Below are 21,865 nucleotides of genomic sequence, written 5' to 3'. Positions count from 1 at the left end.
TTTCCTTCCCTTAAGCCGCATCGCGCTTGGCGTCGTTGCGGTAAGCCTCTACCGCATCGATCAAGGCTTGAAGAATCTCGGCGCTCTCGCCGATCACCGACAGGTCGGCCCGTTTGATCATGTCGCACCCCGGATCGAGGTTGATCGCCACCACCTTGTCGCAGGCACCGATGCCTTGCAGGTGCTGGATCGCCCCGGAAATCCCCACCGCCACGTAAACCCGCGCGGTTACCCAGGTGCCGGACGCGCCGACCTGACGGTCGCGCGCCATGAAACCATCGTCCACCGCCACCCGCGACGCACCTTCGGTCGCGCCCAACGCTTCGGCCGTCCTGTGGAAAAGTCCCCAGTCCTTGACACCGTTGCCGCCAGAGAAGATGAACTCGGCTTCGGCCATCGGAATCGCCGCCGGGTCCACCGCCACCGCGCCCAGATCTTCGATCCGCGACAGGCTGCGAGCGACCGTTGTGGATAACTCCACCGGCAACGCTTCGTGACGGGTTTCGCTGACCGGTTCGGCGCATTCGGCAGCCGCCAGAATCAAGCGGGCCACCGGCCGCGCAAGGTCCTGCAAACCGGCACCGGCACGGCCGATGCATTCCTGATCCTTGACCTGCCAGACCCGTGTGGCCGGACGTTCGCCCAGTGCGGCAGCAAAGCGTCGACCCAGTTCGCCGCCACCACTGCGGCTGTCCGGCAGCAGCCAGTGACGCGGGCTGAACTGGTTATCCACAGCCCGCAGGCCCTGCACGCGTTGTTCCGGTGCATAACCACTGAATTCGTCGCCTTCCAGTACCAGCAAGCGGTCAACGCCTGCCGTGGCGAAGGCGCTTTCCTTGTGCTCACCGAAGACCACCGCCAGTACCGCGCCGTCCTTGCCGGCCAACTGATGGGCCAGGCCGAGCAAATCGCGGTCGTGGCTGCTCAAGCGGCCGCCGACCATGTCCGGCACCACGCTGATGTAGAACGCGGGTGCAGCCACTTGATGCAGCGGCAATTGCACTTCAACCGCGGCCGAGCGTTTAGTTGCCCCGCCCTGCTGAGCGCCACTGCGGTCGATCCGTTTGATCCCGTTGGGACCGATAAAACCGATCCCGTGGGGATTCTTGCGGATGACGCCGTTAGGCCCCATCCAGCTGTGTTGCACCGGTTGCATGGCCGCGTGCAGCGGGTGCAGACGGTTGCGGGCGATCCATTCAGCGCGAGGGTCGCGGCGGATAATGTCGCTCATCAATGCACCTCCGCAGGTTCACGTTTGGCCGGTGCCGAAGGCTTTCCCGGCGTGGCGTCTTCAAGCAGCGCATCAGCCACCAGTTCGGCGATGTCCTTGATCAATGGCCGTGGCTCGACCACGCCCTCAAGCATCGCGGTGCACTGTGGACAACCCACGGCCACCAGTTCGGCGCCGGTTTCGCGGATGTCTTCCATGCGCATGTCAGGGATCCGTTGCTTGCCCGGAATGTCGGTGATCGGCGCACCACCACCGCCGCCGCAGCAGCGCGAACGGAAACCGGAGCGTTGCATTTCCTTGATCTCGATGCCCAGGGCGCGCAGCACTTCGCGCGGCGCCTCGTATTCGCCGTTATAGCGACCGAGGTAGCACGGGTCGTGATAAGTCACGCTGCTGCCTTTGTGCTGACCGAGATTCAGAGCGCCTTCGCCAATGATCTCCGCCATGTAAGTGCTGTGGTGCTGCACGAGGTAGTTGCCATCGAAGGCGCCGTATTCGTTTTTCAGCACATGGAAGCTGTGCGGGTCGCAGGTGACGATGCGGTTGAAGCGGTATTTGGCCAGGGTCTGGATGTTGCGTTTGGCCAACAGCTGGAACGTCGCCTCGTCGCCCAGACGCCGGGCCACGTCACCGCTGTCGCGCTCTTCAAGGCCCAGCACTGCGAAGTCGACCTTGGCCGCTTTCAGCACTTTGACGAAGGCACGCAGGGTGCGCTGGTTGCGCATGTCGAAGGCACCGTCGCCGACCCAGAACAGCACGTCGGTGGTTTTCTTTTCGCTGAGCAGGTTCAGGTTCAGATCCGCCGCCCAGTTCATCCGCCCGCCCGGCGCGAAGCCGCCAGGGTTGTCGGTGGCGATCAGGTTTTCCAGGACCTCGGCGCCCTTGTTCGGGGTCGCGCCTTTTTCCAGGGTCAGATGGCGGCGCATGTCGACGATGGCATCGACGTGCTCGATCATCATCGGGCACTCCTCGACGCAGGCGCGGCAGGTGGTGCAGGACCACAGGGTTTCAGCGTCCACCAGACCGTTGACGATCGGTTGATGCGGATTACCGGCGTGCTCACCGATCGGCTTGCCTGGGTAAGGGCTGCCGGCAAACTTGACATCCGTACCACCGGCCAGGCCGACGACCATGTCCTGAATCAGTTTTTTCGGGTTCAGCGGCTGGCCGGCGGCGAACGCCGGGCACGCAGCTTCACATTTACCGCACTGCACGCAGGCGTCGAAGCCGAGCAGTTGGTTCCAGGTGAAATCCTTGGGTTTTTCCACGCCCAGTGGCGCGGTCGGGTCGTTCAGATCCAGCGGCTTCAAGCCGGTGGAACGACCACCGCCAAACCGCTCAGAGCGACGGTGCCACGCCAGGTGCAGGGCACCGGCGAAGGCGTGCTTCATCGGCCCGCCCCAGGTCATGCCGAAGAACAGTTCCGACACGCCCCACAGCACACCGACGCCGAGAATCGCCGCCAGTACCCAGCCACCGAAGTTTTCCGGAAGGATGCCCGCCACCGGCAGGGTCAACAGGAAGAACGACGCCGAGAATGCCAGCAGGCTTTTCGGCAGGCGCATCCACGGACCTTTGGACAAGCGGGCCGGTGGGTTGCGGCGGCGCAGGAAGACAAAGATCGCACCGACGAACATCACTGCCGTCATCAACAGCAGTGCATAACCAAGGATGCGGTTATGCAGGCCGAAACCGTGAACCAGAATCGCCAGCACAATGGACGCCACCGCACCACCGGCCGTGGCGACGTGAGTATTGGCGATGTATTTGTCCCGCGCGACGACGTGGTGCAAATCGACCATGTAACGCTTGGGCATGGCGAACAGACCGCCGATCAGGTCGACTTTCGAAGCCCGGCCCTGACGCCACATAGCCACCCGCCGCAACGCGCCCAGGACAGCCAGGCCCAGGGCAGCGAACAACAGAATTGGAAGAAGGGTGTTCAACATGTGGAGCTCCCAAAGACCTCGGGGTCATGTGCGTGCCGATGAGAGCGACGCACCTACTTGTGGCGAGGGAGCTTGCTCCCGCTGGAGTGCGAAGCGCTCCCAAAACAGTCTCAGGTGTACACCTGATACACCTCGACTGCAGGTTTTGGGGCTGCTTCGCAGCCCAGCGGGAGCAAGCTCCCTCGCCACAGGTGATGGTGGTAAATCCGTTAGAAATCCTTGCACAACCGCAGCGCGTCGTAGATCGCCGCGTGAGTGTTGCGCTGGGCCACGCAGTCACCGATGCGGAACAGCAAGTAGCCGTCGCCCGCCTGGCTCAGCGAAGGTTGTGGCTTGATCGCGAACAGGGCTTCGATGTCCATCTGGCCTTTGTTGCGCGAGCCTTCCTTCATGGCGTAGTAGATTTCTTCGTCCGGACGCACGCCGTTCTCGACGACCACCTGGTCAACCACCCGCTCCTCTTTGGCGCCGGTGTATTCGTTTTCTAGTACCGCCACCAGCTTGTCGCCTTCGCGATAGACCTTTTCCAGCATCATGTCGCCGGTCATGATCACTTCTTTCGGGTACATGCTGCGGTAGTAAGTCGGGAACGACGTACCGCCGATGGCCACGCCCGGCTTGATGTCGTCAGTGACGATCTCGACCTGGCTGCCTTTGTCGGCGAGGAAGTCGGCTGTCGACATCCCGGTGAACTCGCAAATGGTGTCGTAGACCAGCACGTTCTTGCCCGGCGCCACTTTGCCGTCGAGGATGTCCCAGCTGCTGACCACCAGGCCTTCAGCCGCACCCCAGTGCTCGTTCTGCTCCAGGAACGGATGGCCGCCAACGGCGAGCACCACGACGTCCGGACGCAGGTCGAGAATGGTCGCCGCATCCGCCGCCACGCCCAGGCGCAGGTCGACTTTCAAACGCGCCAGTTCCAGCTGGAACCAACGGGTGATACCGGCGATCTGGTCCCGTTGCGGGGCTTTCGAGGCGGTAGTGATCTGCCCGCCGATGAATTCTTTCTTCTCGAACAGGGTCACGTCGTGGCCACGTTCAGCGGATACACGAGCAGCTTCCATCCCGGCAGGGCCGGCACCGACGATCACGACTTTGCGCTTCGGCCCGGTGGATTTCTCGATGATGTGCGGCACGCCCATGTATTCACGGGAGGTCGCGGCGTTCTGGATGCACAAGACGTCCAGGCCCTGGTACTGACGGTCGATGCAGTAGTTGGCGCCCACGCACTGTTTGATCTGGTCGACCTGGCCCATCTTGATCTTGGCGATCAGGTGCGGGTCGGCGATGTGAGCGCGGGTCATGCCGACCATGTCGACGTAACCGCCTTCCAGAATACGGGTCGCCTGGTTCGGGTCCTTGATGTTCTGCGCGTGCAGCACAGGAGCCTTCACCACTTCCTTGATACCGGCGGCCAGGTGCAGGAACGGCTCCGGTGGATAACTCATGTTCGGAATAACGTTGGCCAGGGTGTTGTGAGTGTCGCAACCCGAGCCCACGACACCGATGAAGTCGATCATGCCGGTGTCGTCGTAGTACTTGGCGATCTGCTTCATGTCCTCATGGCTCAGGCCATCAGGGTGGAATTCGTCACCACAGATACGGATACCAACGCAGAAGTCCGGACCGACTTCCTTGCGCACAGCCTTGATCACTTCCAGGCCGAAACGCATGCGGTTCTCGAAGCTGCCGCCCCATTCGTCGGTACGCTTGTTGACTCGCGGGCTCCAGAACTGGTCGATCATGTGCTGGTGCACGGCAGACAGCTCGACGCCATCCAGGCCACCGGCCTTGGCCCGTGCTGCGGCGCTGGCGTAGTTGCCGATCACCCGCCAGATTTCTTCCGGCTCGATGGTTTTGCAGGTCGCGCGGTGCACCGGCTCGCGGATGCCCGACGGCGACAGCAGGGTTGGCCAATGCTCACCGTCCCAGCGGGAGCGGCGACCCATGTGGGTAATCTGGATCATGATCTTGGCGCCATGCTTGTGCATGGCATCGGCCAGATTCTGGAAGTGCGGAATAATCCGGTCGTCGGCCAGGTTGACCGACTTCCACCAGCCTTGCGGGCTGTCGATGGCCACGCTGGAGGAACCGCCGCAAATCGCCAGGCCGATCCCGCCCTTGGCTTTCTCTTCGTAATACTTGACGTACCGATCGGTGGTCATGCCGCCGTCGGTGGCGTAGACCTCAGCATGCGCGGTGCTGAGCACGCGGTTGCGGATGGTCAGTTTGCCGATCTGGATCGGCTGGAACATTGCTTCGAAAGCCATGGCGGGTTCCTCGACTTACAACGGCTTGACGGTGAACAAACCGTCGTCGTGGCCTTCTTCGGAGCCACCGTAAACTTGTTCGGCGACGGTGCGGATCTTGCTGCCGCGAGCAGCCAGGATCTGGTCCATGGCGCCGGCGAACCAGCCAGTGAACATGTAGTCGACCTTGCGCCCGACCTTGCCGTACACGTAGACGAATGCGGAGTGTTCGAGCTTGACGCTGGCGGTGCCTTTGTCGAGGTCGATGTCCTGGATCTTGAACAAGCCCCAGCCGCGCTGCGACAGGCGCTTCATGTAGTGCTCGAACACCGCGACGCCTTCCAGGCCATGGCATTCAGCTTCTTTTTCACACCAGTGCCAAGCGGACTTGTAGCCGGCCTTGTAGAGGATTTCGGCGTAGGCGTCGGCGCCCAGCACTTCCTCGATGCCCATGTGGTTGTTGACGAAGAAGTGACGCGGCACATACAGCATCGGCAGGGCGTCGGAGGTCCAGACACCGGTTTCGCTGTCGACTTCGATTGGCAATTGCGGGGCGATCTTGGCCATGGAAACTTAACTCCAGAAAATTCGTTGTGTTGCCCCCGGCACGGACGGCCGGGGGAAAGGATTCTTCAGATGCGGCGGCTTATTCGCCCCAAACGTCTTTCAAAACGTTGACCCAGTTTTCGCCCATGATCTTGCGCACCACGCGCTCGGAATGGCCGCGCTTGAGCAGGGTTTCGGTCAGGTTCGGGAACTCGCCCACGGTGCGGATGCCCAGCGGGTTGATGATCTTGCCGAAGCTGGTCAGACGGCGGGCGTAGCCCTTGTCATGGGTCAGGTATTCGAAGAAGTCCTGGCCATGACCCTGGGTGAAGTCGGTGCCGATGCCGATGGCGTCTTCGCCGACGATGTTCATGGTGTATTCGATGGCTTCGGCGTAATCGTCGATGGTCGAATCAATACCCTTGGCCAGGAACGGCGCGAACATAGTCACGCCGACGAAACCGCCGTGATCGGCGATGAACTTCAGTTCTTCATCGGACTTGTTGCGCGGGTGCACTTTCAGGCCCGACGGCAGGCAATGGGAGTAGCAGACCGGCTTCTTGGATTCGAGGATGACTTCTTCGGAGGTCTTCGAGCCGACGTGGGACAGGTCGCACATGACACCGACGCGGTTCATCTCGGCAACGATTTCACGACCGAAACCCGACAGGCCGCCATCGCGCTCATAGCAACCGGTACCGACCAGGTTCTGGGTGTTGTAGCACATCTGCACAATACCGACGCCCAGCTGCTTGAAAACCTCGACATAGCCGATCTGGTCTTCGAAGGCGTGAGCGTTCTGGAAGCCGAACAGGATGCCGGTCTTGCCCTGCTCCTTGGCTTTGCGGATGTCGGCGGTAGTGCGCACCGGGATCACCAGGTCGCTGTTCTCGCGAATCAGCTTCTGACTGGCGGCGATGTTGTTGACGGTGGCCTGGAAGCCCTCCCACACCGACACGGTGCAGTTGGCCGCGGTCAGACCGCCCTTGCGCATGTCTTCGAACAGCTCACGGTTCCACTTGGCAATAATCAGGCCGTCGATAACGATGCTGTCGGCGTGTAATTCGGCTGGGCTCATCAGGCAGTCCCCTATTAACGATTCATGCGCCGAATCGTGTGCCGGCGCTTTGGGGCCAGCATATGCCTGAGGGACGGTGCAGCCGGGTGCAAAAACGACAGGGGAATTGCCGAAAGCGTCAATCCGCGACAAAGGGTCGCCAACCGACATGATTGCCTACCTGTTCAAGCCCGTTCGCATGGGCCAGAATTCGTCGCATCACCGAATGTTTCACTGAATTAAGGGCGGCGACGCAATGAAATCCATCTTCTTGGCTTTGGCACTGATAGCGACCGGCGTACAGGCGGCCGAAGGGGCCGACGACAACCCCTGTGACGCCGTCGAAAACGAAGTCCAGACCCTGGAATGCTCGGCTTACAGCAGAAACACCGCCGAACAGCTGCTGAGCGACAACTACCAAGGCCTGAACGAGCGCATGCAAACGCGCTACGGCAGTAACAAGGCGCAACTGGCCGACATCACCGCAAAAATCAAAACTGCGCAACAACAATGGCTGAAGACCCGGGATGCCGATTGCGCGGTGGAAGCGTTCCCGGCGACGAGCGGCAGTAAAGCCTTCAACATTGCGCAAAATGATTGCGTGGCGCGGATGAGTGACGAGCGGTCGGAGTTTTTGGAGTCGATTGGGCAGGAATAAAAACATAAAAATGGAGAATCATTTGATCCCACACGAAGTAGTCAGCCGCATCGTCGATGGCGCACCCCCTGTTCGTGCCTGGCGTGAACACCTGAACCTTACGCAGGATGAAGTGGCCAGACGCATGGGCATCTCCCAACCAGCCTTTGCCCAGCAGGAAACGGTTGCCAAGCCCCGCAAGGCCACGCGTGAGAAAATCGCCGCGGCTTTTGGCATCACCGCCAATCAACTAGAGCTGTAAGCTGCACGCCAACATCGGAAAAGGGATTGAAATGAAAATCTGCGGCATCGAAATCAAAGGCAGCGAAGCAATCCTTGCCGTGGCCTCCCTCGACGATCAGGGGCTGACCCACGTCGCGCTGGCCACCAAGAAAATCGCCCTCGACAATGACGACGAAGCCGCCAACGTCAAAGTCTTTGCCGCTCAGGTGGCGTCGTTTATTCGTGAGAATTCAATCGACCGGATCGCAATCAAGAAGCGCAGCAAGAAAGGTGAGTTCGCCGGTGGGCCGACCACGTTCAAGATCGAAGGGGTTTTCCAGTTACTGGAAAATTGCGAGGTAACGCTGCTGTCGCCGCAAACCATCAATGCGCAGAACAAAAAGTTCGACTTTGAACTGCCGGCCACGCTGAACAAGTATCAGCACGAGGCCTACAAAGCGGCCTGCTCGGCGCTGATGAAGAAGTAACGACATACATCCCGTAGGAGGTCGGTTTCAGGCCTTCTGGCTTTGTCGGCGATCCTCCCGCGGGCACCGCTCAAACCTCGCCCGATAACTGCGGGTGAAATACGACGGCGATTCAAACCCGCAGGCGATACTCACCTCCAACACGCTCATGTCCGTCTGGCGCAGCAGCTGCCGCGCCTTCTCCAGCCTTAGTCGCAGATAGAAATTGCTCGGCGTGTCGTGCAGGTGCAGGCGAAACAGGCGCTCTAGCTGACGCCGGGTCACTTTGATCGATTCCGCCAGCTCCAAAGTGCTGAGCGGCGGTTCGCTGTGCTGTTCCATCTCCCCAATGACATGCACCAGTTTCTTGTTGCTGATGCCATATCGCGTGGCGACTTCCATGCGTTGGTGATCTTTGCGCGGGCGAATGCGCCCGAGTACGAATTGTTCGCTGACCTGAATCGCCAGTTCCGGGCCATGGGCCTGACCGATGAGGTCAAGCATCAGGTCGATCGAGGCGGTGCCGCCGGCGGAGGTGATACGCCGTCGGTCGATCTCGAACAGCTCCTGGGTGACGCTCAGCTGTGGATAAGATTCCTTGAAGGCGTCGATCGCTTCCCAGTGCAGGGTCAGGCGATGGCCGTCGAGCAGGCCGGCTTCGGCGAGGATGAAACTGCCGGTGTCGATGGCGCCGAGGGTTACGCCTTCGTTGTCCAGCCGACGTAACCAATGCTCCAGGGCCGGGGTGGCGAACTTCAGCGGTTCGAAACCGGCGACCACCAACAGGGTTGCGCCTTTCTTCAGCGGCTCCAGCGCCGCATCGGCGTTGACCGACATGCCGTTACTGGCCAAAACCGCCCCGCCATCGGCGCTCAACACATGCCAGCGGTACAACTCGCCGCGAAAGCGATTGGCGACCCGCAGCGGCTCGATTGCCGAGATAAAACCGATCGCCGAAAAACCCGGCATCAACAAGAAGTAGAAATCCTGGGACATGGAGCGCACTCGACTGGCAGGCAACGAGAGGGCGGGAAGCGTGTGGACGTTGATACGCCACTTGCCAGCAGCATTCAAGTGCGCAGGTCGCCGCAGTGCAAGAGCTGGTCGCCGCAGTGCGCTTTCACGGGGGCTTTGCTGCGTAACTTGGCATCACCGGCGCATCAGACACCGGAACCCACAATAAACGACCTGCCGAGGAACCCCGACATGAAACGACTGATCAGCAGCTGTGTTCTTGCACTCAGCGGTACCGCTTTCTTGAGCGCCAGTGTCATGGCAGCCGAACCCGCGTCGTGCCAGAACGTGCGCATGGGCGTAGTGAACTGGACCGATGTGATCGCCACCAGCGCCATGACCCAGGTCCTGCTCGACGGCCTCGGCTACAGCACCAAACAAACCAGCGCCTCCCAGCAAATCGTCTTTGCCGGCATTCGCGACCAGCGCCTGGATTTGTTCCTGGGCTACTGGAACCCGCTGATGACCCAGACCATCACGCCGTTTGTCGATGCCAAGCAGGTCAAAGTGCTTGAAGCGCCAAGCCTCAAGGACGCCCGCGCCACCCTGGCAGTACCGACTTACCTTGCCGACAAGGGCCTGAAAACTTTCGCCGACATCGCCAAGTTTGAAAAAGAACTGGGCGGCAAGATTTACGGCATCGAGCCTGGCTCGGGCGCCAACACCCAGATCAAGGCGATGATCGCCAAGAACCAGTTCGGCCTCGGCAAGTTCCAGCTGGTCGAGTCCAGCGAAGCCGGCATGCTGGCGGCAGTAGATCGCGCGGTACGCCGCAAGGAAGCCGTGGTGTTCTTCGGCTGGGCGCCGCACCCGATGAACGTCAACGTGAAGATGACCTACCTCACCGGCAGCGACGACGCCCTCGGTCCGAACGAAGGCATGGCCACGGTCTGGACCGTCACCTCGCCGAACTACGCGCAGCAATGCCCGAACGTCGGTCGCCTGCTGAGCAACCTGACGTTCACCGCCGAAGACGAGAGCCGGATGATGCAGCCGCTGCTGGATCACAAGGACGCTTTCGAATCGGCCAAACAGTGGCTCAAGGATCACCCGCAAGACAAGCAACGCTGGCTTGAAGGCGTGACCACATTCGATGGCAAGCCGGCCGCTGAAAACCTGAAGCTGACCAGCAAATAGAACCGAAATGAACCACCGATTCGCAGCCCGATGCGGGCTGCGAGCGGAATCGCCACGCCCAAGCTCCACCAAAAAACTCAAGCCTGAAGGAAACCGCCTCATGAACCACGACGTCATCATCACCTGCGCACTCACCGGTGCTGGCGACACGACCGCCAAGAGCCCACACGTGCCGGTCACCCCGAAACAAATCGCTGCCGCCGCCGTGGAAGCCGCCAAGGCGGGCGCTACCGTGGTCCACTGCCACGTTCGCGACCCACAAACCGGCAAGTTCAGCCGTGACGTGGCGCTGTACCGCGAAGTGATGGAGCGCATCCGCGAGGCGGACGTCGACATCATCGTCAACCTCACTGCCGGCATGGGCGGCGACCTGGAAATCGGCGCAGGCGAGAACCCGATGGAGTTCGGTCCGAACACCGATCTGGTCGGCCCACTGACCCGCCTGGCCCACGTTGAAGAATTGCTGCCGGAAATCTGCACCCTGGATTGCGGCACCCTGAACTTCGGCGACGGCGACACCATTTACGTGTCCACCCCTGCCCAGCTGCGTGCTGGCGCCAAACGCATTCAAGAGCTGGGCGTCAAGCCTGAGCTGGAAATTTTCGACACCGGTCACCTGTGGTTCGCCAAGCAGATGATCAAGGAAGGTCTGCTGGATAACCCGTTGTTCCAGCTGTGCCTGGGCATCCCGTGGGGTGCGCCAGCGGATACCACCACCATGAAAGCCATGGTCGACAACCTGCCGGCCAATGCGGTCTGGGCGGCGTTCGGCATCGGGCGCATGCAGATGCCGATGGCGGCGCAAGCGGTGCTGCTCGGTGGCAACGTGCGGGTCGGCCTGGAAGACAACCTGTGGCTGGACAAGGGCGTACTGGCGACCAACGGCCAACTGGTCGAACGCGCCTCGGAAATCCTCAGCCGCCTCGGCGCCCGCGTTCTGACCCCGGCAGAAGGCCGGGCAAAAATGGGCCTGACCAAGCGCGGTTGAAACAAATCACCCTTTCCCCCTGTGGGAGCGAGTTTGTGTGGCGAGGGGGCTTGTCGGACCGCCGCACCGCCCCGTTCGGCTGCGAAGCAGTCGTAAAACATTGCATGCAGTGTGGCTGATACACCGCGGCAACAGGTTTTGGGGCCGCTTCGCGACCCAACGGGGGCAAGCCCCCTCGCCACACAGGTTCGCTCCCACATTTTTTTTGAGCCCAATTCAGGAAGTCGCCATGAGCTTTATCACTGATATCAAAACCTTCGCAGCACTGGGCAGCGGTGTCATCGGCAGCGGCTGGGTGTCCCGCGCCCTCGCCCACGGCCTCGATGTGGTGGCCTGGGACCCGGCACCCGGTGCCGAAGCGGCGCTGCGCAAACGTGTCGCCAATGCCTGGGGCGCGCTGGAAAAACAAGGCCTGGCACCCGGCGCATCGCAGGATCGGCTGCGCTTTGTCGCCACCATCGAAGAATGTGTTCGCGATGCGGATTTCATTCAGGAAAGCGCCCCAGAGCGTCTGGAACTGAAACTGGAACTGCACAGCAAAATCAGCGCGGCGGCCAAGCCCAATGCGTTGATCGGTTCCAGCACCTCGGGACTGTTGCCGAGCGAGTTTTACGAGAGTTCGACGCACCCGGAACGCTGTGTGGTCGGGCACCCGTTCAACCCGGTTTATCTGCTGCCATTGGTGGAAGTGGTCGGCGGCAAGAACACCGCGCCAGAAGCGGTGCAAGCGGCGATGAAAGTCTATGAATCCCTGGGGATGCGTCCGCTGCATGTGCGCAAGGAAGTACCGGGATTTATCGCCGATCGTTTGCTCGAAGCGTTGTGGCGTGAGGCGCTGCACCTGGTCAACGACGGCGTGGCGACCACCGGTGAAATCGACGATGCAATTCGTTTTGGCGCGGGTCTGCGCTGGTCGTTCATGGGCACCTTCCTGACTTACACCCTGGCAGGCGGCGATGCCGGGATGCGGCACTTCATGGCGCAGTTCGGACCAGCATTGCAGCTGCCCTGGACGTACCTGCCGGCACCGGAGCTGACCGACAAGTTGATTGACGATGTGGTGGATGGCACCAGCGATCAGTTGGGCACACACAGCATCTCGGCACTGGAACGCTATCGTGACGATTGCTTGTTGGCGGTGCTGGAGGCGGTGAAAACCACCAAAGAGAAGCATGGGATGGCCTTCAGCGAATAAACACACACCCTGTGGCGAGGGAGCTTGCTCCCGCTCGGCCGCGAAGCGGTCGTAAAACCAGCAAACGCGATTTGACTGATACCTCGCATCCACCGGTTTTGGGACTGCTTCGCAGTCCAGCGGGAGCAAGCTCCCTCGCCACACATGTGTACACCAGCGATTATCTGTGGAGTTCCACCATGCCCACCCTCACCACCTACCAAACCAGAATCATCCCCGATTGGGTCGACTACAACGGCCATCTGCGCGATGCCTTCTACCTGCTGATTTTCAGCTACGCCACTGACGCGTTGATGGATCGGCTGGGTATGGACAGCAACAACCGCGAGGCTAGCGGCCACTCGCTGTTTACCCTCGAACTGCACCTCAATTACCTGCACGAAGTGAAACTCGATGCCGACGTCGAAGTGCATACGCAGATTATCGGCCACGACCGCAAGCGCCTGCACCTCTACCACAGCCTGCATCTGGTGGGCGGTGACAAGGAGCTGGCGGGCAATGAACAGATGCTGCTGCACGTCGACCTCGCCGGACCGCGATCCGCACCGTTCAGCGAAGCAACCTTGAGCAAGCTACAGGCCATTGTCGCTGATCAAGCCGACTTGCCCGCACCCGCCTGGATCGGCCGAGTGATCGCATTACCCCCCGAAAAATAACAAGGAGCCCGCCATGAACACCGCCGCCGCTTTTGCCGATTTCCGCACCTATCCATTGATCAGCGCGTTGACCGCCGTGCACACCCTGGCGGACCGCATTCAAGTGAAGTGGGCGGACGGTCGGGTCAGCCCTTTTCATCATCAATGGCTGCGGGACAACTGCCCGTGCCCACAGTGCGTCTACACGGTGACGCGTGAGCAAGTGCTGGAAATCGTCGATGTCGCAGAGCACCTGATGCCTGAAAACGCCACGGTCGATGCCGAAGGCTGCCTGTGCGTCGATTGGCAGGATGGCCACCTCAGCCGCTTCGATCCGGGCTGGCTGCGGGCCCATGCCTATGACGACGAGTCCCGCGCCGAACGCCAGGCCGGAAAACCGAAAGCCAGGCTTTGGCATAGCGATTTGCAGCTGCCAGTGTTCGAATACCAGGCCCTGATGGAGAACAACGACGCCTTGTTGCAATGGCTGCTGGCCGTGCGCGATATCGGCCTGACTCAAGTGCGCGGAGTCCCCACCGAGCCAGGCTCGCTGAAGCTGATCGCCCAGCGGATTTCGTTCATCCGCGAGAGCAATTTCGGCGTGCTGTTCAACGTGCAATCCAAGGCCGATGCCGACAGCAATGCCTACACCGCCTTCAACCTGCCACTGCACAGCGATTTGCCGACCCGGGAGTTGCAACCGGGGCTGCAATTTCTGCATTGCCTGGTGAATGACGCCGACGGCGGCGAGAGTATTTTCGTCGACGGTTTTGCCATCGCCCAAGCTTTGCGTCAGGAAGATCCAGAGGCGTTTCGAGCCTTGTGTGAAACCCCCGTGGAGTTCCGCAACAAGGACCGCCACAGTGACTACCGCTGCCTGGCGCCGATCATCGCGCTGGATGCATTCGGGCAAGTGTCGGAAATCCGCATGGCGAACTTTCTGCGTGGGCCATTCGATGCTTCAGTGGAGCAGATGCCAAGGCTGTATCGCGCTTACCGGCGTTTCATTGCGATGACCCGCGAGCCGCGCTTCCGGGTGGTGACACGGCTCAACCCCGGCGAGTTGTGGTGCTTCGACAACCGCCGCACCCTCCACGCCCGCAACGCCTTCGACCCCGCCACCGGCGCCCGGCATTTCCAGGGTTGCTATGTCGACCGGGATGAATTGCTGTCGCGCATTCTCGTTTTACAACGCTAGACCGCGTCATCGTTCATCGCGGGCAAGCCTCGCTCCTACAGGGTATTCGCGATCCCTGTAGGAGCGAGGCTTGCCCGCGAAAGCGTCAGCCCAATCAACACGTCCATTACCGATTCACAGGCAAAAAAAACCCCGATCAAGCCGTGACAAGATCGGAGCTGAGGAGGGTACTGTTGAGGAGCTGTTGCGCGAGGGTGACCAAACCTTCGTGTAGCCAGCTGAATCCAGTGTGCCCGCTCTCCCCGCTTGCAAGTTAGCCGAAAACGACCTGTTCATAGGTATTGCGGCCATTGCGACAAATCGTCCTTGCCGACGCCTACAGCCCCTACCAGAATCGAACCACGACACCGTTCCCTGAAGAAGGATTGCGTCATGATGTACGCCGATTTGATAGACCAGGAAGACCTGTTGAGCCAGCTGAAAGCGTTGGGGTTTTCAGTGCCCCCCGGCGCAACCGCCGAGCAAGCCTGCGAATGCGCAGTACGGGGCTTGAACAACGAGCGGGCAATCGAACTGCGGACCATGGTCAAGCAGATGTACACCAGCAGCGCGTCAATCCAGCCGGCCGTGCGTCAGGCCATTGACAAGCAACTGTTACCGGCATTGGCGCAGTACCAACAGAGCCATAGCGCCTGATTTCCGGGGTGTGAACACTTTGTGGCGAGGGAGCTTGCTCCCTCGCCACAATAGTTTGCCTGGTTTAGAGCCTTACGCTGGCAAACGTCGATTCATTACGCGCCTGGCTCAACGCCGACAGCGGCCCGGACAACGGCGACAGCACCAAGGCTTGCGGCAGCGGCATCATCGCCACTTGTTGCGTGGTATTGGAGCCTACGCGCTCGTCACGCGGCGGAATTCCGAAGTATTCGCGGTAGCACTTGGAGAAGTGCGGCGTGGACACGAACCCGCACACCGACGCCACTTCGATGATCGACATCGGCGTTTGCTTGAGCAGTTGCCGTGCGCGGATCAGGCGCAGTTTCAGGTAGTAACGCGACGGCGAGCAGTGCAGGTATTTCTGGAACAGCCGCTCCAGCTGACGACGCGAAACGGCGACATAAACCGCCAGTTCATCGAGGTCGATCGGCTCTTCGAGGTTCGCCTCCATCAGCGCCACGATTTCCTGCAGTTTCGGCTGGTTGGTGCCGAGCATGTGCTTGAGCGGCACGCGCTGGTGATCCTGCTCGTTGCGGATGCGCTCGTAGACGAACATCTCCGAAATCGCGGCCGACAGTTCACGGCCATGATCGCGGCTGATCAGGTGCAGCATCATGTCCAGCGGCGCGGTGCCGCCGGAGCTGGTGAACCGGTTACGGTCGAGGGTGAACAGCCGGGTGCTCATGGCCACTCGCGGGAAAGCTTCCTGCATAGCGGCCAGACATTCCCAGTGCACGCTGCAATCGAAACCGTCCAGCAGGCCGGCGCACGCCAGGGCCCAGCTGCCGGTGCAGACCGCGCCGAGACGACGGGACTGACGCGCCTGGCTTTGCAGCCACGACACATGCTCACGGGTTACGGTGCGCTGAATGCCGATGCCGCCGCAGACAATGACGGTGTCCATGGGTGGTGCTTTGTGCATGGAGGCGTCGGGGGTGATCTGCAGGCCGTCACTGGCCCAGACCTGACCGCCATCGACGGTGAGCGTGGTCCAGCGATACAGCTCGCGGCCGGACAATTGGTTGGCCATGCGTAGAGGTTCTACTGCAGAGGCCAGAGAAATCAGCGTGAAATTGTCCAGCAGCAGAAAGCCGATGGATTGAGGCGCACGGTTCTGGGGTTGGGCCCCGGAGTTGAACGTCGTCATCGCGGTATCTCCTCACACAAAGCGGGTGATGGCCTCAGGCGGAGGCTCTTTTTATTGCCATCGTTCTCGCGTGGGAGACGGGCTTTGTAATGACAGAGCAATTGCCATGCCTAAATTGAATGCGCGTTCAATAACTCCTGAAAACGACGTCGCGATGCGTCTAGATATGGCGCGCAGAGATAAGAGGTTAAAAGTGCTATCAAAGGCCCCAAACCCGTGCCCCCGTTGCGTGTGAGCAAATCGGTAGCACTTGTGGGAACAGGTCTGCGACGCGGCGGTCAAGAGTGTCACCGCTGGCACAGGTGACGAACGGTCAGAGTTTGAATTTGATCCCCGACCGGGGAGCCGGGCTTGCCTGTTTGCGACGCGCCAAAAGGTGGCGCGTTTTAGTGCGCGTGTTCACTTGGTGCGCAGTTTTGACTGGTCTGGTGTAGCACATGAGGTCTTTGTGGAGAGCAGGCTTGCCCTCTCTCCACAGGTCAACTCGGTCTCAGCACTCAACCGCGCTAACCGCCAAGCCACCGCGCGATGTCTCTTTATATTTGTCGTGCATGTCGGCACCGGTATCACGCATGGTGCGGATCACCCGGTCCAGCGAGATAAAGTGCTGGCCGTCACCGCGCAGCGCCATCTGCGCGGCGTTGATCGCTTTCACCGCAGCAATCGCATTGCGCTCGATGCACGGTACCTGCACCAGCCCGCCCACCGGGTCGCAGGTCAAGCCGAGGTTATGCTCCAGGCCGATTTCCGCCGCGTTACACAGCTGCTCCGGCGTGGCACCAAGAACCTCCGCCAACCCGGCCGCCGCCATGGCGCAAGCCGAACCGACTTCACCCTGGCAACCGACTTCGGCACCGGAGATCGAGGCGTTCTTTTTGCACAGAATCCCCACCGCCGCGGCACTGAGGAAGTAATCGACCACATTGGCGTCGGTCACTGCCTCGCTGAATTTCATAAAGTAGTGCAACACCGCCGGAATGATCCCCGCCGCACCGTTGGTCGGTGCCGTGACCATGCGCCCGCCGGCAGCGTTTTCTTCGTTGACCGCCAACGCGAACAGGTTGACCCACTCCATCGCGCTCAAGGTCGAGCCGATCACGTTGGGCTTGTTCAGCTCTTGCAAGCTGCGGTGCAACTTGGCCGCGCGACGGCGCACATTAAGACCGCCGGGCAGGATGCCTTCGTGCTTGAGGCCTTGCTCCACACAATCCTGCATGGCGCGCCAGAGCTTCATCAGGCCACTGCGGATTTCTTCTTCGCTGCGCCAGACTTTCTCGTTGGCCATCATCAATTCGGCCACGCGCAGGTTGTGCTTCTTGCACAGGCTGAGCAATTCGACGGCACTGGAGAAGTCGTAAGGCAGCACGGTGTTATCCAGATCCACCACACCGCTGGAAGCTTGCGCCTCGTCGACGACAAAACCGCCGCCGATGGAATAGTAGGTGTCGCGATGCAGCTCGCCGTGATCGCCTTCGGCGACCAGGGTCATGGCGTTCGGATGGAACGGCAGGTTCTCGTCGATCAGGCGCATGTCCCGAGCCCAGATGAACGGGACCGACAAACGGCCGTCGAGCAATAGCGTGTGAGTTTCACGCAAGGCTTCTATACGGATGCCGATTTGCGACGGATCGATCGCGTCGGGCCACTCGCCCATCAACCCCATGATCACCGCGTTGTCGCTGCCGTGGCCGATGCCGGTGGCCGAGAGCGATCCGTATAGCTGAACTTCGATGCGACACACCTGCTCCAGAAGTCCCCGCTCGCGCAAACCTTGCACGAACAGCGCCGCGGCGCGCATAGGCCCCACGGTGTGCGAACTGGAAGGGCCGATGCCGATTTTGAACAGGTCGAAAACGCTGATAGCCATTACTGCTGAACTCCTGGATGTGCCTGCTCCAGGCGCAAAAGCGCCCAGTGACGGAGCTGCTACGCTCAAGCTGCAATCCGTCGAGATGGCCGCATCATCAGGCTTTTACCATGTCGTTCAACGTCTCACACCGACGCACTCATGCCCACTAGCGCCGCAGGTCTCTTACGCAATGTTTTCGCCGCTTTTTTGCGGATCAGCGGGGCAAATCGGGCTGAAAAAAGCTGTAAACGACGTCACCGACACTGGATGCGACCATCCCTGTACTGGTTACGACGCACCCTGTAGGCGTCAGATTTTCACTGGTACATGATCGTATCGACTCGATTGCAAGGCGCTGTGGTAGAGCTGTCTCCAAAACGCCATCCAACCGCAACAGATAAGTGCGGTGGTCCAGTCGGAACACTGCCAAAAAAAACACTTAGGAGTCGCCCCTATGAAAGGTTCCCCGTCGTTGTTGTTGGCCGCCATGCTGAGTCTGCCGTTCCTGGCTCAAGCCGCAGAGCCGGCCGAATGCAGCACCGTAAACTTCTCCGATGTCGGCTGGACGGACATTACCGCGACCACCGCGACCACCAGCGTTGTGCTCAACGCCCTCGGCTACAAGACCAAGACCACGATGATTTCCGTGCCGGTGACCTACAAGTCCCTGGCCGACGGCAAGAACATGGACGTGTTCCTGGGTAACTGGATGCCGACCATGGAAAACGACATCAAGGCCTATCGGGATGCCGGCACCGTGGAAACCGTGCGCACCAACCTCAAAGGTGCCAAATACACCCTCGCCGTACCACAAGCGCTGTACGACAAAGGGCTGCATGACTTTGCCGACATCGCCAAATTCAAGAAAGAACTCGACGGCAAGATCTACGGTATCGAGCCAGGCAACGACGGCAACCGTCTGATCCAGAGCATGATCGACAAAGACGCCTTCGGTCTCAAAACCGCCGGTTTCAAAGTCGTCGAGTCCAGCGAAGCGGGCATGCTGTCGCAAGTCGACCGTGCGCAAAAACGCGACACCGCCGTGGTGTTCCTCGGCTGGGCACCGCACCCGATGAACAAACGTTTCAAGATTCAGTACCTGACCGGTGGCGATGACTTCTTCGGCCCGGATTTCGGTGCTGCCACCGTTGCGACCAACACTCGCAAGGGGTATACCCAAGAGTGCAGCAACGTCGGCCAACTGCTGAAAAACCTGGAGTTCACCGTCGACATGGAGAGTACGCTGATGGGCAACATCCTGGACGACAAGATGAAGCCTGAAGCGGCCGCCAAGGCCTGGCTGAAAAAGAACCCACAGGTGCTCGATACCTGGCTCGCTGGCGTGACCACCATTGACGGTAAACCAGGCCTGGAGGCCGTGAAAGCCAAGCTCGCGCAGTAATCGCTTACGCCGGGCAGGCTCGCCTGCCCGGGCTGTTTATTTCCTTGCATGCGGACGTTCACTACCATGCTGATTGATCAGAAAATACCCTTAGGCCAGTACATCGCGAGCTTCGTTGAATGGTTGACGCAACACGGCGCCAGCACCTTCGACGCCATCGCCGTGTCACTGGAAACGATGATCCACGGCGTGACTTTTGCGCTGACCTGGTTCAACCCGCTGGCATTGATCGGCCTCATCGCACTACTGGCACATTTCATCCAACGCAAATGGGGCCTGACCGTTTTCGTCATCGCCTCCTTCCTGCTGATCCTCAATCTGGGGTACTGGCAGGAAACCATGGAAACCCTCGCCCAGGTGTTGTTCGCCACCCTGGTCTGCGTAGTGATCGGCGTGCCGTTGGGTATCGTCGCCGCGCACAAACCGATGTTCTACACACTGATGCGGCCGGTGCTCGATCTGATGCAGACCGTACCGACTTTCGTGTACCTCATTCCTACCCTGACCCTCTTCGGTCTGGGTGTGGTCCCGGGTCTGATCTCGACGGTGGTGTTCGCGATTGCCGCGCCCATCCGCCTGACCTACCTGGGTATCCGCGATGTTCCGGACGAACTGATGGACGCCGGCAAAGCCTTTGGCTGCTCGCGCCGTCAGTTGCTCTCGCGCATCGAACTGCCCCACGCCATGCCAAGCATCGCGGCCGGTATCACCCAGTGCATCATGCTGTCGTTGTCGATGGTGGTGATTGCGGCACTGGTGGGCGCCGACGGCTTGGGCAAACCTGTGGTCAACGCACTGAACACTGCTGATATCGCACTGGGCTTCGAAGCAGGCCTGGCGATCGTACTGCTGGCGATCATGCTCGACCGGATCTGCAAACAACCCGAAGCCAAAGTAGGGGGTGACGCATGAGCATTATTCGCTTCGAAGACGTGGACGTGATCTTCTCCAAAGATCCACGCGCCGCTCTCAAACTGCTCGACCAGGGCATGACCCGCAACGAGATTCTGAAAAAGACCGGGCAAATCGTCGGTGTCGAAAAGGCCAGCCTGGACATCGAGAAAGGTGAAATCTGCGTACTGATGGGTTTGTCCGGCTCCGGCAAATCCAGCCTGTTGCGCTGCATCAACGGCCTCAACACCGTTAGCCGTGGCAAGTTGTTCGTCGAACACGAAGGCCGGCAGATCGACATCGCGTCCTGCACCCCGGCGGAACTGAAGATGATGCGCACCAAGCGCATCGCGATGGTGTTCCAGAAGTTCGCCCTGATGCCTTGGCTGACGGTGCGCGAGAACATCAGCTTCGGTCTGGAAATGCAGGGTCGCCCCGAGAAAGAACGCCGCAAGCTGGTGGACGAGAAGCTTGAGCTGGTGGGCCTGACCCAGTGGCGCAACAAGAAACCCAATGAGCTCTCCGGCGGCATGCAGCAGCGTGTCGGCCTGGCCCGTGCGCTGGCGATGGACGCCGACATCCTGCTGATGGACGAACCGTTCTCGGCCCTCGACCCGCTGATCCGCCAGGGTCTGCAAGACGAGCTGCTGGAACTGCAAAACAAGCTGAGCAAGACCATCGTCTTCGTGAGCCACGACCTCGATGAAGCCCTGAAGCTGGGCAGCCGTATCGCGATCATGAAAGACGGCCGGATCATCCAGTACAGCGTGCCGGAAGAAATCGTCCTGAACCCTGCGGACGATTACGTGCGCACCTTCGTCGCCCACACCAATCCGCTGAACGTATTGTGTGGTCGCAGCCTGATGCGCACCCTGGACAACTGCAAACGCATCAACGGTTCGGTGTGCCTGGATCCGGGCGGCGATTCGTGGCTGGACCTGGCCGAAGGCAACACCATCAAAGGCGCGCGCCAGAACGGCTCGAGCCTGGATCTGCAGAAATGGATACCCGGGCAAGCGGTTGAAGCCCTGGGCCGTCGACCAACGCTGGTGGACTCCAACATCGGCATGCGCGATGCGCTGCAGATTCGTTACCAGACCGGCAACAAGCTGGTGCTGCACGACAACAACAAAGTGGTCGGGATCCTGGGCGACAGCGAGCTGTACCACGCGCTGCTCGGCAAGAACCTGGGGTAAGCAAGACAGCAGACACAAAAACGCCGCGAGATGATCGCGGCGTTTTTGTTTGTGCAGATATCAGGTCTGGAATACCGACAACTGTGGCGAGGGAGCTTGCTCCCGCTGGGTTGCGGAGCGACCCCAATCCAGACACCACGGTATTTCAGATAGATCGCGTAACCAGGATCTACGACTGCTTCGCAGCCGAACGGCAGC

At 60.4% G+C, this 21,865-nt stretch carries 19 protein-coding genes and 1 pseudogene; 12 read left to right on the top strand and 8 right to left on the bottom strand.

The window, feature by feature from the left end; translation table 11 throughout:
- Positions 1–10 precede the first annotated feature (10 nt).
- From etfA to AC1DQM_RS11605, 5 genes are all read right to left on the bottom strand, one after another.
- Positions 11–1,231, bottom strand: coding sequence for an electron transfer flavoprotein subunit alpha (gene etfA / locus AC1DQM_RS11625; RefSeq protein ID WP_018928785.1), 1,221 nt, complete (start codon positions 1,229–1,231; stop codon positions 11–13).
- Positions 1,231–3,180 (bottom strand): dimethylglycine demethylation protein DgcB, encoded by a 1,950-nt coding sequence (dgcB, locus tag AC1DQM_RS11620; protein ID WP_477746201.1) that lies wholly within the window; start codon positions 3,178–3,180, stop codon positions 1,231–1,233. The genes etfA and dgcB overlap by 1 nt, the downstream gene beginning before the upstream one ends.
- Before the next feature lie 209 nt (positions 3,181–3,389).
- Entirely contained in the window at positions 3,390–5,450 is a 2,061-nt protein-coding gene (dgcA, locus tag AC1DQM_RS11615) for a dimethylglycine demethylation protein DgcA (RefSeq protein WP_007938000.1), read from the bottom strand.
- Between the two features lie 15 nt (positions 5,451–5,465).
- A complete protein-coding gene (locus tag AC1DQM_RS11610) occupies positions 5,466–5,996 on the bottom strand; it encodes a DUF5943 domain-containing protein (protein ID WP_007926354.1) in 531 nt (176 codons plus the stop codon).
- Positions 5,997–6,075: 79 nt separating this feature from the next.
- Positions 6,076–7,053: a dipeptidase gene (locus tag AC1DQM_RS11605; RefSeq protein WP_007907542.1), complete on the bottom strand. Its 978-nt coding sequence runs from the start codon at positions 7,051–7,053 to the stop codon at positions 6,076–6,078.
- 235 nt (positions 7,054–7,288) lie between these two features.
- Between AC1DQM_RS11605 and AC1DQM_RS11600 the strand changes: the two genes are divergently transcribed.
- The 3 genes and pseudogenes from AC1DQM_RS11600 (at position 7,289) to AC1DQM_RS11590 (ending at position 8,379) form a co-directional block, all read left to right on the top strand.
- The gene (locus tag AC1DQM_RS11600) at positions 7,289–7,690 is read left to right on the top strand and encodes a lysozyme inhibitor LprI family protein (RefSeq protein WP_018928783.1); all 402 of its coding nucleotides are present in this window, start codon (positions 7,289–7,291) and stop codon (positions 7,688–7,690) included.
- A 7-nt stretch (positions 7,691–7,697) separates the two neighbouring features.
- Positions 7,698–7,931: pseudogene (locus tag AC1DQM_RS11595) on the top strand (helix-turn-helix domain-containing protein); the annotation flags it as partial.
- A 31-nt stretch (positions 7,932–7,962) separates the two neighbouring features.
- On the top strand, positions 7,963–8,379 hold the full coding sequence (locus AC1DQM_RS11590; RefSeq protein ID WP_018928781.1) for a DUF3010 family protein: 417 nt from the start codon (positions 7,963–7,965) through the stop codon (positions 8,377–8,379).
- A gap of 27 nt (positions 8,380–8,406) precedes the next feature.
- Here AC1DQM_RS11590 and AC1DQM_RS11585 read toward each other — a convergent pair whose 3' ends face one another.
- The gene (locus AC1DQM_RS11585) at positions 8,407–9,354 is read right to left on the bottom strand and encodes a GlxA family transcriptional regulator (protein WP_064620848.1); all 948 of its coding nucleotides are present in this window, start codon (positions 9,352–9,354) and stop codon (positions 8,407–8,409) included.
- A 210-nt stretch (positions 9,355–9,564) separates the two neighbouring features.
- Between AC1DQM_RS11585 and AC1DQM_RS11580 the strand changes: the two genes are divergently transcribed.
- The 6 genes from AC1DQM_RS11580 (at position 9,565) to AC1DQM_RS11555 (ending at position 15,161) form a co-directional block, all read left to right on the top strand.
- Positions 9,565–10,509, top strand: coding sequence for a choline ABC transporter substrate-binding protein (locus AC1DQM_RS11580; RefSeq protein WP_007937989.1), 945 nt, complete (start codon positions 9,565–9,567; stop codon positions 10,507–10,509).
- Between the two features lie 100 nt (positions 10,510–10,609).
- Entirely contained in the window at positions 10,610–11,497 is an 888-nt protein-coding gene (gene cdhC, locus AC1DQM_RS11575; RefSeq protein ID WP_019580671.1) for a 3-dehydrocarnitine:acetyl-CoA trimethylamine transferase CdhC, read from the top strand.
- Between the two features lie 229 nt (positions 11,498–11,726).
- On the top strand, positions 11,727–12,692 hold the full coding sequence (locus AC1DQM_RS11570) for an L-carnitine dehydrogenase (RefSeq protein WP_258612770.1): 966 nt from the start codon (positions 11,727–11,729) through the stop codon (positions 12,690–12,692).
- Positions 12,693–12,871: 179 nt separating this feature from the next.
- Positions 12,872–13,348: a thioesterase family protein gene (locus AC1DQM_RS11565; RefSeq protein WP_111452947.1), complete on the top strand. Its 477-nt coding sequence runs from the start codon at positions 12,872–12,874 to the stop codon at positions 13,346–13,348.
- Between the two features lie 13 nt (positions 13,349–13,361).
- Entirely contained in the window at positions 13,362–14,525 is a 1,164-nt protein-coding gene (locus tag AC1DQM_RS11560; protein ID WP_477746200.1) for a gamma-butyrobetaine dioxygenase, read from the top strand.
- 372 nt (positions 14,526–14,897) lie between these two features.
- A complete protein-coding gene (locus tag AC1DQM_RS11555) occupies positions 14,898–15,161 on the top strand; it encodes a hypothetical protein (protein ID WP_018928775.1) in 264 nt (87 codons plus the stop codon).
- Between the two features lie 64 nt (positions 15,162–15,225).
- On the opposite strand, the gene gbdR is transcribed toward AC1DQM_RS11555, so the two are convergent.
- Both gbdR and AC1DQM_RS11545 read right to left on the bottom strand, forming a co-directional pair.
- Complete coding sequence (gene gbdR / locus AC1DQM_RS11550; protein ID WP_007975492.1) at positions 15,226–16,329, bottom strand: choline metabolism transcriptional regulator GbdR; 1,104 nt, start codon at positions 16,327–16,329, stop codon at positions 15,226–15,228.
- 490 nt (positions 16,330–16,819) lie between these two features.
- Positions 16,820–18,196: an L-serine ammonia-lyase gene (locus AC1DQM_RS11545; protein WP_018928774.1), complete on the bottom strand. Its 1,377-nt coding sequence runs from the start codon at positions 18,194–18,196 to the stop codon at positions 16,820–16,822.
- Between the two features lie 436 nt (positions 18,197–18,632).
- Here AC1DQM_RS11545 and AC1DQM_RS11540 point away from each other — a divergent pair, with 436 nt between their 5' ends.
- The 3 genes from AC1DQM_RS11540 (at position 18,633) to choV (ending at position 21,667) form a co-directional block, all read left to right on the top strand.
- The gene (locus AC1DQM_RS11540) at positions 18,633–19,580 is read left to right on the top strand and encodes a choline ABC transporter substrate-binding protein (RefSeq protein ID WP_477746199.1); all 948 of its coding nucleotides are present in this window, start codon (positions 18,633–18,635) and stop codon (positions 19,578–19,580) included.
- Between the two features lie 66 nt (positions 19,581–19,646).
- Entirely contained in the window at positions 19,647–20,492 is an 846-nt protein-coding gene (gene choW, locus AC1DQM_RS11535) for a choline ABC transporter permease subunit (RefSeq protein WP_018928772.1), read from the top strand.
- Positions 20,489–21,667: a choline ABC transporter ATP-binding protein gene (choV, locus tag AC1DQM_RS11530; RefSeq protein ID WP_018928771.1), complete on the top strand. Its 1,179-nt coding sequence runs from the start codon at positions 20,489–20,491 to the stop codon at positions 21,665–21,667. Before choW ends, choV begins: the two co-directional genes overlap by 4 nt.
- The last annotated feature ends 198 nt before the right edge of the window (positions 21,668–21,865 follow it).

This window comes from Pseudomonas sp. 01L34, assembly GCF_056400265.1.
This window is presented reverse-complemented; position numbering and strand designations above follow the sequence as displayed.

Coding starts and splice junctions, on each gene's coding strand:
- AC1DQM_RS11610 (WP_007926354.1), bottom strand. CDS start 5,996: ATGGCCAAGATCGCCCCGCAATTGCCAATCGAAGTCGACAGCGAAACC.
- AC1DQM_RS11540 (WP_477746199.1), top strand. CDS start 18,633: ATGAAAGGTTCCCCGTCGTTGTTGTTGGCCGCCATGCTGAGTCTGCCG.
- gbdR (WP_007975492.1), bottom strand. CDS start 16,329: ATGACGACGTTCAACTCCGGGGCCCAACCCCAGAACCGTGCGCCTCAA.
- AC1DQM_RS11570 (WP_258612770.1), top strand. CDS start 11,727: ATGAGCTTTATCACTGATATCAAAACCTTCGCAGCACTGGGCAGCGGT.
- dgcA (WP_007938000.1), bottom strand. CDS start 5,450: ATGGCTTTCGAAGCAATGTTCCAGCCGATCCAGATCGGCAAACTGACC.
- AC1DQM_RS11605 (WP_007907542.1), bottom strand. CDS start 7,053: ATGAGCCCAGCCGAATTACACGCCGACAGCATCGTTATCGACGGCCTG.
- AC1DQM_RS11555 (WP_018928775.1), top strand. CDS start 14,898: ATGATGTACGCCGATTTGATAGACCAGGAAGACCTGTTGAGCCAGCTG.
- dgcB (WP_477746201.1), bottom strand. CDS start 3,180: ATGTTGAACACCCTTCTTCCAATTCTGTTGTTCGCTGCCCTGGGCCTG.
- AC1DQM_RS11560 (WP_477746200.1), top strand. CDS start 13,362: ATGAACACCGCCGCCGCTTTTGCCGATTTCCGCACCTATCCATTGATC.
- choW (WP_018928772.1), top strand. CDS start 19,647: ATGCTGATTGATCAGAAAATACCCTTAGGCCAGTACATCGCGAGCTTC.
- AC1DQM_RS11545 (WP_018928774.1), bottom strand. CDS start 18,196: ATGGCTATCAGCGTTTTCGACCTGTTCAAAATCGGCATCGGCCCTTCC.
- AC1DQM_RS11585 (WP_064620848.1), bottom strand. CDS start 9,354: ATGTCCCAGGATTTCTACTTCTTGTTGATGCCGGGTTTTTCGGCGATC.
- choV (WP_018928771.1), top strand. CDS start 20,489: ATGAGCATTATTCGCTTCGAAGACGTGGACGTGATCTTCTCCAAAGAT.
- AC1DQM_RS11565 (WP_111452947.1), top strand. CDS start 12,872: ATGCCCACCCTCACCACCTACCAAACCAGAATCATCCCCGATTGGGTC.
- etfA (WP_018928785.1), bottom strand. CDS start 1,231: ATGAGCGACATTATCCGCCGCGACCCTCGCGCTGAATGGATCGCCCGC.
- AC1DQM_RS11590 (WP_018928781.1), top strand. CDS start 7,963: ATGAAAATCTGCGGCATCGAAATCAAAGGCAGCGAAGCAATCCTTGCC.
- AC1DQM_RS11600 (WP_018928783.1), top strand. CDS start 7,289: ATGAAATCCATCTTCTTGGCTTTGGCACTGATAGCGACCGGCGTACAG.
- cdhC (WP_019580671.1), top strand. CDS start 10,610: ATGAACCACGACGTCATCATCACCTGCGCACTCACCGGTGCTGGCGAC.
- AC1DQM_RS11580 (WP_007937989.1), top strand. CDS start 9,565: ATGAAACGACTGATCAGCAGCTGTGTTCTTGCACTCAGCGGTACCGCT.